At 43.2% G+C, this 9,165-nt stretch carries 8 protein-coding genes, 1 rRNA gene and 3 pseudogenes; 9 read left to right on the forward strand and 3 right to left on the reverse strand.

What is annotated here, in order from left to right; all coding sequences use genetic code 11:
• Positions 1-4 precede the first annotated feature (4 nt).
• The 4 genes and pseudogenes from rrf to CIK99_RS15690 form a co-directional block, all read left to right on the forward strand.
• A 5S ribosomal RNA gene (rrf, locus tag CIK99_RS02540) occupies positions 5-117 on the forward strand.
• 171 nt (positions 118-288) lie between these two features.
• Positions 289-453, forward strand: a complete 165-nt coding sequence (locus tag CIK99_RS15130; protein WP_158215877.1) for a hypothetical protein — start codon at positions 289-291, stop codon at positions 451-453.
• A complete protein-coding gene (locus CIK99_RS02545) occupies positions 419-637 on the forward strand; it encodes an integrase core domain-containing protein (protein ID WP_094379454.1) in 219 nt (72 codons plus the stop codon). The genes CIK99_RS15130 and CIK99_RS02545 overlap by 35 nt, the downstream gene beginning before the upstream one ends.
• A 177-nt stretch (positions 638-814) precedes the next feature.
• Positions 815-1,165, forward strand: a pseudogene (locus CIK99_RS15690) (glycoside hydrolase family 127 protein); the annotation flags it as partial.
• A 295-nt stretch (positions 1,166-1,460) separates the two neighbouring features.
• On the opposite strand, the gene CIK99_RS02555 reads toward CIK99_RS15690, so the two are convergent.
• The 3 genes and pseudogenes from CIK99_RS02555 to CIK99_RS15975 all read right to left on the reverse strand — a co-directional run.
• Positions 1,461-4,259, reverse strand: coding sequence for a BspA family leucine-rich repeat surface protein (locus CIK99_RS02555; protein ID WP_094379458.1), 2,799 nt, complete (start codon positions 4,257-4,259; stop codon positions 1,461-1,463).
• 222 nt (positions 4,260-4,481) lie between these two features.
• A pseudogene (locus CIK99_RS15695) lies at positions 4,482-4,850 on the reverse strand (MFS transporter); the annotation flags it as partial.
• 27 nt (positions 4,851-4,877) lie between these two features.
• Positions 4,878-5,159: pseudogene (locus tag CIK99_RS15975) on the reverse strand (outer membrane beta-barrel protein); the annotation flags it as partial.
• Positions 5,160-5,735: 576 nt separating this feature from the next.
• Here CIK99_RS15975 and CIK99_RS02570 point away from each other — a divergent pair.
• From CIK99_RS02570 to CIK99_RS02595, 5 genes are all read left to right on the forward strand, one after another.
• On the forward strand, positions 5,736-5,990 hold the full coding sequence (locus CIK99_RS02570; protein WP_094379465.1) for a hypothetical protein: 255 nt from the start codon (positions 5,736-5,738) through the stop codon (positions 5,988-5,990).
• Complete coding sequence (locus CIK99_RS02575) at positions 5,987-6,289, forward strand: type II toxin-antitoxin system RelE/ParE family toxin (RefSeq protein ID WP_094379467.1); 303 nt, start codon at positions 5,987-5,989, stop codon at positions 6,287-6,289. Before CIK99_RS02570 ends, CIK99_RS02575 begins: the two co-directional genes overlap by 4 nt.
• Before the next feature lie 634 nt (positions 6,290-6,923).
• On the forward strand, positions 6,924-7,283 hold the full coding sequence (locus tag CIK99_RS02585) for a BlaI/MecI/CopY family transcriptional regulator (RefSeq protein ID WP_094379471.1): 360 nt from the start codon (positions 6,924-6,926) through the stop codon (positions 7,281-7,283).
• Between the two features lie 2 nt (positions 7,284-7,285).
• The gene (locus tag CIK99_RS02590; protein ID WP_216822780.1) at positions 7,286-8,434 is read left to right on the forward strand and encodes a M56 family metallopeptidase; all 1,149 of its coding nucleotides are present in this window, start codon (positions 7,286-7,288) and stop codon (positions 8,432-8,434) included.
• A gap of 34 nt (positions 8,435-8,468) precedes the next feature.
• Entirely contained in the window at positions 8,469-9,005 is a 537-nt protein-coding gene (locus tag CIK99_RS02595) for a helix-turn-helix domain-containing protein (RefSeq protein WP_094379475.1), read from the forward strand.
• Positions 9,006-9,165 lie beyond the last annotated feature (160 nt).

Below are 9,165 nucleotides of genomic sequence, written 5' to 3' on the forward strand. Positions count from 1 at the left end.
TATATCAGGTGGTTTTTGCGGCGGGGTCCCACCTCTTCCCATTCCGAACAGAGAAGTTAAGCCCGCTTGCGCCGATGGTACTGCAATGCAATGTGGGAGAGTAGGAGGCCGCCTTCTTTTAGAAGCGGGAGTGCTGAGGATAGAAATATCTTCAGCACTCTTTTTTTATTGTCTATTTTTGCTATGTGCGCACACAGTAAACATAACATATATCCGTTGTTGTTATAATACTCCCATTTTTTCGAACCAGTGCATAAGTCAAATAAATTTTGTAACTTTGCACTCGCAATGAATACTCAAACAACTCGTAGAATACTCACCCCTGAGTTCAAAGCAAAGGTGGTGATTGAAGCTCTCAGAGAGCAGTCAACCTTGGTAGACATCGCCAACATGGGAAAAGGCTTGCGAAGGAATACGCATGAGCATGGACGGAAGGCGCAGGTGCCTGGATAATGTTTGGATAGAACGGTTCTGGCAAACAATCAAGCGCGAGTATGTATATATCAATCCCACGGATAATGTCAAGGAACTGCGTGATGGCATCAAGAACTACATTGAATACTACAACACCAAGCGCCCTCATCAGGGTATTGAGCACCAGATCCCGATGACGAAATATGCCAAAATCGCTGCATGATGAAAAAAAACGCAAATTACTTGTCAGTTCCGCAAAGAATGATTACATTTGCAGCACCCAAGGAATGGACGATGGTGACACACTACACTGTGGTTCCATGAAACTAACGGGGCATCGAGCCCCATTCGTTTCAACCCAAGGAAAGGGACTCAGGCTCCCCATTGCCTGTTGTTCTACAACAATGTTGAGGCTGACCGTGGCATGGTTGCCATAGAGCGCGGGCCTATTGTCTATTGCGCTGAATGGCCCGACAACGACTTCGACATAATGGGAACTCTCGTCAACCAAAAGCCGAAGATGACTGTAGAGGACGGCACACTACATGCCAAGAACTAAAAAGTGGCCGACTATTATATAAAGGTGATAAAGACAGACGCACAGACGCTGAGCTTCGACAACAGCGGTCGCCTGACGGCCAAGGACGTGAAGCTGACACTTATACCTTACTACGCATGGTGCCATCGCGGCAGCGGCAAGATGAGAGTATGGCTGTCTCAAGACCTGAGCTCGTCAACTCCTGCTCAGTGACAACGACAGCTATTAAGATGGAAATCGACCTTCCCTCCGAACACTTTTCAGGACTCTTCGAGTGGAGTGTAAAATAAAAACGAGTTGACGAGTTGACAACTTGTCAACTCGTCAACTTATATTCCTAACTCAAGTTTCGCATGTGCTCAACTCTAAGAAGTTAAGGAAGTTAAAGAAGTTAAAGACAATAGTCTTTTCGCTTCCTTTCGGGAGTTTTCTGGGCTTTGACATACGTCTTTAACTTCCTTAACTTCTTTAACTTCTTTAACTTCCCTTTTCTGCGAAAGTTGAGTTCCTAATATACGCTATATGTGCAATACTGGCTGAGGAACTGCTTGCTGTTGCCACCTCCTGTTGTTTTGATGTAATTCTGTATCAAATCGTATATGGCACGCGAACACTTTAATGTGGCTTTCTTCGACTTGTTGGAAGTGCAATAGAACCAATAGTCGATATTGACACCGGAAGGCACATTGAAATTTGGCCCGAGGTCTATTTCTTCTATATATGCACTATTAAACATACTGCCGATACTTGTCACATTGTCAGCGCTCCATCCTGAGATGTTTATCGTCTTTGCATTTCCACATTTAGCGAATGTGCTGCTAAGGTTCTGAACTGACGTAGTCTTCCAGCCGGAAAGGTTGATGGAAGTGGCAGTGCATCCCTTGAATGCGCTGTCCATTATGGTGGCAGAAGAGAAGTCGGCATCTACACATGTGAACTCACCGTTGCCGCCTACACCAGCGAACGCATTCTTCATTTTGATGATATTCGACGTATTGCTCTTGCCGAACACAACAGTCTGAAGACTATTGCAATTGCTGAATATTGAATTGAAATCATTGGCATTATGGAAGTCAAACGAAGACATGTCCACCTTCGGCAACAGATAGCAGTTGGTAAACATCTCCGTAACTCCCGCTTCCGTCAACGATGTCTTGCTACAATTCATTTTCACATCGGTGAGCTTCTGACAATTCGAGAACATACGGTTGAAGGTTGTAACCTTATCAGTGTTCCACGAACTGATATCCACAGACTTGAGCGAATAGCAACGGTCAAACAGGCTGTTCATCGAGGTGACGTTGGACGTGTTCAAACCCTTCACGTTTACAGACTCAAGACTCTCACATAGAGTAAAGATTCCGGACATATTGGTCACTTTTGAAGTGTTGAGCGGAGTGAGGTCCACGCTCTTTAGCTTCTTGCAGCTAATGAACATTTTTTCCATGTTGGTGCAGAGCGAGATGTCAAGTCCCGACAGGTTAACCTCCTCCAAGCCACCGCAATTACCAAACATGCCAGAGCAAGTGTTGCCGGTGCTTACGATTGCCCCGGGAGTGGAGACGGTGATGGTGGCGTTGGCGGCATCCCATTCCATGTAAACATTATGCGGCAAATTTTTATCATTGCCAGCTATCCTCTTCACATTGGCAGGGAGACTACTTCCTTTATACCCATTATATTTGTCGCTATGGCCTATGATGTTCACCTTCTTTACGTCGGTAATCACTCCTCCGTTAGCTTTTACGAGACTCTCTATATTATTTTTGAATCCGCCGTTGGCCTGTATCAGCGCTCCGTCATAAGCCTCCGTCATTTGGTATACCTTGAACGAGAACTTCTTGCTGATGTCGGTGGTTGGGATGAGGGTGACGGTTGCACTCTTGTCGGTTCCGTTGTAGTTGTTATATACATAGAGTATGAGTTTTCCGTCTTCCTTGGTGAAATCATATATCCATCCTTCCTCGCCGAAACACACGTCAAAGTCGCAATTAGCTTCCACGGGCACCTCCACCATTCCACCTGCCACAGGAGCTTCCACTATATTCTTCTTGATGTCGATATAAGGCTCCTGCTGAACGTCAGAAGAACCGCCGGTGTCGGTATCTTGTGAGTAGTCAACAACTAAATTCTGGTCGTAGTCGGTGAGCCAGTCTGTATCCTGTGCTCCGCAGCTTTTCATCCAGTTAGATATTCTCGGAAACACTTGGTCAATCTTTTTTCCCTCAATAGTATGAGGCATATATCCCTCTACCCTAAACGCCCATACGAGTCCTTTATCATGAAAATTCTTCTCATCGCTATTTGATGCAAAGCGTGTGACCTTAGTGTTTTTCTCATGTATCTCCACCTTGTTCTGTGTGTTATAGATGAAGAAGTTGAGGTCTTTGTCCTTTATGTCCAACTGTTGATTGCCGTCGAGCGAGCGTGTGATGGTAATGGTGACATAGGGCAGTTCTTCTTGCGCCACTTTTGGCAGAGAGACATTAAAATAATCGCCATTTGGCTTTATGTTCTGCGCACCATTCACTCTGAAGACAGGAGTTCCATTGGCATCATTTTCCGACACGTTCTCTACCGAGAGACGAGAGTCAGAGGCTGTCCAGCTCACATCGAGACCGTCGACATCTACTCCCTTTAGCTCTACTCCAGGCACAAACGGCAGTGTTCCGCCGATGGCGCGTATCTGAATAGTGATTTCCAAAGTCTCCGAAGTGTCGGTCTTGCCATACTGCTTTCTGTAGCCAAGCACGAAGTCGTTCATGTCGTAGTCGCCCATTTTTGGATACATGTCCTCAAAGAGCACGGTGCCATAAATCGTCCTGTTGGGTGAGAACACCAGGGTCTTGTTACCTTCCGACGACGGCAGTGTCTCGGAGGCGTCTGTAATGTCGCCAAATAGGTTGATAGCACGAGTGAGTATCTGCTGCTGGGCAATGTCGATGGTGCGCACTGCCGTCCTACCATCCTTGGCAAGGTAGGCAAGATATAATTTATCTAATGAGTTGAGTGTTGTGAGAGAGACTGTTTCAGGCTTGTCTGCCTCAAGGACAGTGGTACACATGAGGTTCTTTAAATTCTCATCTTCATAAATATAAGCACGAGTCCTAACATTGCTTTTCAACTGTATTTCCACGTCTTGCGACATGTTCCAATCAAAATCCAAAGGAACTTCAGTAAGACCATTATCGTCAGGATTTTCATTAGGCCTATGATATGTATCTATTCTATCAATACATGCACTGAGAGTTGCAAGCGCAATCACAACGCCTGTCAACTTTAATGTTTTTTTGTAATTTGGTTTCATATTCTTGTTTTTATTTTCATAGATTTGGTGCAAAGATAATTAAAATATCATAAAGTTCCAAATATTTTTCAAAGAAAATCGACAAATATCTATAATACATTTCTTTTCCTGGCAATTTATCCCCTTTTCAGTATAAAAAACTATATAAACGAGCCTGAGTTTTGGAAGAATGGGAAGTTAAGGACACTTCCTTAACTTCCCTTATTAGCTAATATGAGTATCTTAGCACACCTTGTTTAGTTTCTTCACAATAAGGAAGATGAACAGGGCGGCTACAAGACAGATGCACATAAGAGTACCCCATACGATTGTGAGATCCATACCCCACATATGACCTGGGATAGACACGAGCTTGTTGCCAAGAGCAGTGGATACAAACCATCCTCCCATCATCATACCCTTATACTTTGGAGGAGCCACCTTGGTTACAAGTGAGATACCAATGGGCGAGAGCAGAAGCTCGGCGAAGGTAAGCGTGAGGTAGGTGGTAATGAGAAGATTTGGTGTGACGTCGGCTACGTGGTTGGGATGGTCGGTGGCTGGAAGGCCGACAGACGAAATTGTCATGAGCAGATAGGCTGCTGCAGCCACAGTGCCTATCACGGGATTGTCGTCCTGGTCTGTAATGCTCTCTTTCCATCTCATCTGCGTAAGGTTTACCTCCGCCACAATGGCACAGATGCTTTTGAAGTATTTTTCACACGTATAGCGTATAGTGGCTCCCGCCGTGAACCCCCCGAGCTGCGCCGGCGGCACGTTTGGGCTGAACCCCACTTTGCTCATGGTGTAACCGCCATTACAACCCACTGACAAATCGTTGCGATGGTCGCCCACTTGGGCATGCAATATTGAGGGCAGTGTAACCAAAAGCAGAAGAAAGGTTCTATATAGTCTGTTCATAAATATATATAATAATGTGTCTTACATGAGTTTCACTTAGAAATGGATTGTCTCAACGCTATGCCCAGGCAGATAGTGTACAAACAGTATGCTGCGGTTTTTGTATCCACCGCCATTGCCCACGCGCTCAAAACCAAGAGGTGTTTGTATTGGTGTATAGCCCACGGAACCTGGAGCGCCCGTAAACTTGTCGCCATAGAGGTAGAGACCTCTGATAAAGAAGAAAGCCTGACCCTCTTCTCTACTCCTCCGATATACGGATAGTAGTACTTTGAAATATGAAGTATTCTCATAAAAACCCTCCTTTTGCAGAAACTTTTCTTGTTATTCATGCATGATTTGTGTAATTTTCGTTAAATTATCGGGCGTGTATGCCGTATATATGAAGCATATTATATATCTTTGCATAAGATAAGCTGCATTTGACTTCGTCGACCTCTGTCGCGACTCGGAATAGCTCGAGTAAGCTCGGCTCTTCACTCGCTGCTCCATCGGTTCGGCAAAACAATCAAGCAAGCTTGTTGATTCTGCACTCGATTTGCATTATCTTTGAAACCGAATTAAAGCATTTGAATTATGAAAACAGAGACATTAACACCATCCAAAAGAAAGATTATCAATCTTGACGAGTCCACCTTCAAGACCCTCTCCATCATGGCCATTGAGAACGGAACGAACCTCAAGAACTACATTGAACATTTGCTTTCCGATATAGCAGACAATTACGAGGACGCACGCCTATATGCCAAGCTGAGCAAGGAACGCCCCGAAGGACTTGTCAAGCTCAACGAACAGGAAAAGGCAGAATTTGAGAAGTGGTTAGGCGTATGAATGTTGATTACTCCAAGGACTTCAAGAAGTCCGTCAAGAAACTTTCCGGCAAGATGCTTGACTCCGTGCGAAGAGTCGTTGAGGAAGTCAAGAACGCCGAAAGCCTTAAAGACATCACCGACTGCAAGAAACTTGTCGGTTACCGCAACGTCTATCGCATCCGTATAGGCGACTATCGTGCATTCTTTACATTCCATATAGAGATTATTAACGATACTATAATTTTCAGGTATCTTGTTCCTCGTGGCGAGGCCTATGACAAAAAGGCTCAGAAAGAACTCAAACGTATAGATGACTGAATACACTATAATGGGGTTATACTAACATAATTGTTCCATATCCGTTTTTCCGTACACTAAGAAAGTGTACGCCTTAATCTTAAACGAGGATTTTTTACTAGTTTGCAATTCGTCAACCTCATCTTGTAAAGCCCGATCAATTTCTGATAATATTATTATCAATCTTGCCAAACCATCCTTATCACCAGCCTCTGCATACACAATCAATTTTAATGCTGTTATGTCGCCCTTTCTGGGCTTGAGCCTCCGCGGCTTTTACTAATATATCAAACATCTTTAAACGATAATCGACAAGACGATTTGATGGCAATTTCTTTGTCACCTCATTCATCACCACGGCATAACGCATGAGATCCTTCGTCTCACCATTCCTGATTCAGCTGAGCGAAGAGTCTGATCCTACTACTCCACTACCGATTAATACCTCTGTCATAGAAATCGACCTATGACTCACATTCACTTCGCGGATAGCATCTTATCGGTACAGGGTTCACTTCATGACCTGTCCCCTGTACCGCGTTATACATTTAAATGTTAAATAACTAATGTTTTTAGTTTAATTAACTAAGAATATTAGTTGTATAACTAAAACTTTTAGTAACTTTGCATCGTGAAATAAAAAAATGAGACAATTATGAAAACATTGACAGCAAAAGAAGAGGAAATCATGCACCATTACTGGACGTATGGTGATATGCAGATACGTGAGTTGCAATCGCATTATGACGATCCCAAACCTCATGTTAATACGTTAAGTACGCTTGTGAAGATTTTAGAAGATAAAGGTTTCCTTTCACATCGTGCTTTGTCGGCTCGTTGTTTTCAATACTTCGCTACAATCAGTCGCGATGAATATTCTGGTGGCTCGTTGGCGAATGTTGTTGATAAGTTTTTTGGACGTTCTTATCTTAATGCTGTATCGGCTCTTGTGAAAAATGAGAAAATCAGTATTGATGAGCTGAAAGAATTGATTAGGGAAGTAGAGGAGGGATGATTATGGGTATGTTCTTTGTTTATTCCATTAAAGTCGCGTTATGCCAGATAGCCTTTTTCTTGGTATATAAGTTGCTCTTGAGTAGAGACACTTTTTTTCGTTTCAATCATTACTTAATATTGACGATGATTGTGGCGTCCTTTATTTTGCCGTTTGTTGGTTTGACTTTTACAGATTCCAATACACTCAATCAAGGAGTTGTTGAAGTGGAATCAATAATTCTTCAAGGTGAAGTTATTGACGACTTTGCAACTCCATATAATATATCGTTGGTGCAAGTGTTTTTTATTATATATATTATAGGTGTAGTCTTTATGTTTTTGTCAAACATAGTTTCTCTTTTCCACATTTTCAATCTTATCTCCAAGGTTGACTACATAAGAGAAGAAGACGGTATTAAGATTGTTGTGGTGGATAGCAAAGTATCACCTTTTTCCTGGTTTGGATATGTTGTGATGAACAGAGAAGATTATGACATGGGAAGTAAAACGATTGTGATGCATGAAAAGGCACACGCCCGTTTGGGTCATTCATACGAGGTTATGCTTTGCAATGCAATGATAATGTTCCAATGGTATAATCCCGCGGCATGGCTAATGAAGCGCGAGTTGCAGGATATCCATGAGTATGAGGCTGATGCAGCCGTGTTAAGCGAAGGAATCGATGCCAAGCAGTATCAAATGCTGCTTATAAGAAAGTCAGTGGGAGAACGCGCGTTTCTGCTGGCAAACAATTTAAATCACAATTCACTAAAAAAACGTATTAAAATGATGAAAACAACGAAAACAAACAAGTGGCAATGCCTGAAGGCAATTGTCATGGTGCCAGTAGCAGCCTGTGCGGTTGTAGCTTTTGCCTGTCCTGCGGTAGAACGCACTACCATGGACATTGAGCGTGAAACGGAGAGTGCGATTGAGTCTTTAAGTGTGGTAAATGTTACTGATGCCAATGCACAGTCCAAGAAGGCGGTTAAGCCTCAAGCCAATCAGAATACCAGTGATAAAGGCAGGCAGAAGAGCAATCCTCAAGACAAACAGAATGATAATGCAAAAGTATATGATGTAGTGGAGAAGATGCCTTCTTTCCCTGGTGGTATGCCAGCGTTGTTCGAATATCTTTACAATAACGTCCATTATCCTAAAGTGAAGTGAACCCCAAAAGTTGGACACAACACTTACTGTTCATATGCGAAGAAGAACATTAGAAGAAAAGTTAGAAGCTATTAGATTAGTAGAGGCGGGCAACTCTCCTCGTTCAGTGTCTGACCGTTTACACATTGGACACCATCAAATTTATGAGTGGTTATACATTTATAAAGAAAAAGGAGTCTCCGGACTTGAAAACAAGCGTATATGTAAGAAAAACCAGTATTCATTTGAAAAAAAATGCGAAATTATTCGTGAATATCAAGAATCTGAGCTAACTTTGCCTGAGATTAGTTCTAAGCATGGTATCTCGGCTAGTACCTTAGTCGGCTGGCTGTCCAAGTTCAACAAGGGTGGAAAGGATGCGCTTGCAAGTAAGCAACCATCGCCAAGAGAACAATCCAGGAGCATTATGAAAAGATTACCAAAGGAAGAGTGTGAGAAGGAAAACGAGAGGCTCCGCAGGGAGATCGAACGCCTCAGGGCGGAGAACCTGCTGCTAAAAAAAGTGAAAGCCTTAGTCGAGGAAAGAGAGTCCCGAAACAGAAGGATTGGGCGCGGGCCATTGACGAACTAAGGCGCGAGGAGCATGTGGATCTCAATCTCCTGTTGGAGTTGAAGAAGATGGCACGCAGCACTTTTTACTATCACATGAAAAATATTGGCAATGATGACAAATACAAGGATGTGAAGGACAAAATAGCAACAATATTCCACAAGCACAAAGGCCGGTACGG

The organism is Prevotella sp. P5-92, assembly GCF_002251245.1.
In the GTDB taxonomy this organism is placed as follows: domain Bacteria; phylum Bacteroidota; class Bacteroidia; order Bacteroidales; family Bacteroidaceae; genus Prevotella.

Excerpts from the sequence above, each read along its gene's own strand:
- CIK99_RS02575 (WP_094379467.1), top strand. The coding sequence starts at position 5,987 with ATGAATGTTGATTACTCCAAGGACTTCAAGAAGTCCGTCAAGAAACTT.
- CIK99_RS15130 (WP_158215877.1), top strand. The coding sequence starts at position 289 with ATGAATACTCAAACAACTCGTAGAATACTCACCCCTGAGTTCAAAGCA.
- CIK99_RS02555 (WP_094379458.1), bottom strand. The coding sequence starts at position 4,259 with ATGAAACCAAATTACAAAAAAACATTAAAGTTGACAGGCGTTGTGATT.
- CIK99_RS02585 (WP_094379471.1), top strand. The coding sequence starts at position 6,924 with ATGAAAACATTGACAGCAAAAGAAGAGGAAATCATGCACCATTACTGG.
- CIK99_RS02545 (WP_094379454.1), top strand. The coding sequence starts at position 419 with ATGAGCATGGACGGAAGGCGCAGGTGCCTGGATAATGTTTGGATAGAA.
- CIK99_RS02590 (WP_216822780.1), top strand. The coding sequence starts at position 7,286 with ATGGGTATGTTCTTTGTTTATTCCATTAAAGTCGCGTTATGCCAGATA.
- CIK99_RS02595 (WP_094379475.1), top strand. The coding sequence starts at position 8,469 with ATGCGAAGAAGAACATTAGAAGAAAAGTTAGAAGCTATTAGATTAGTA.
- CIK99_RS02570 (WP_094379465.1), top strand. The coding sequence starts at position 5,736 with ATGAAAACAGAGACATTAACACCATCCAAAAGAAAGATTATCAATCTT.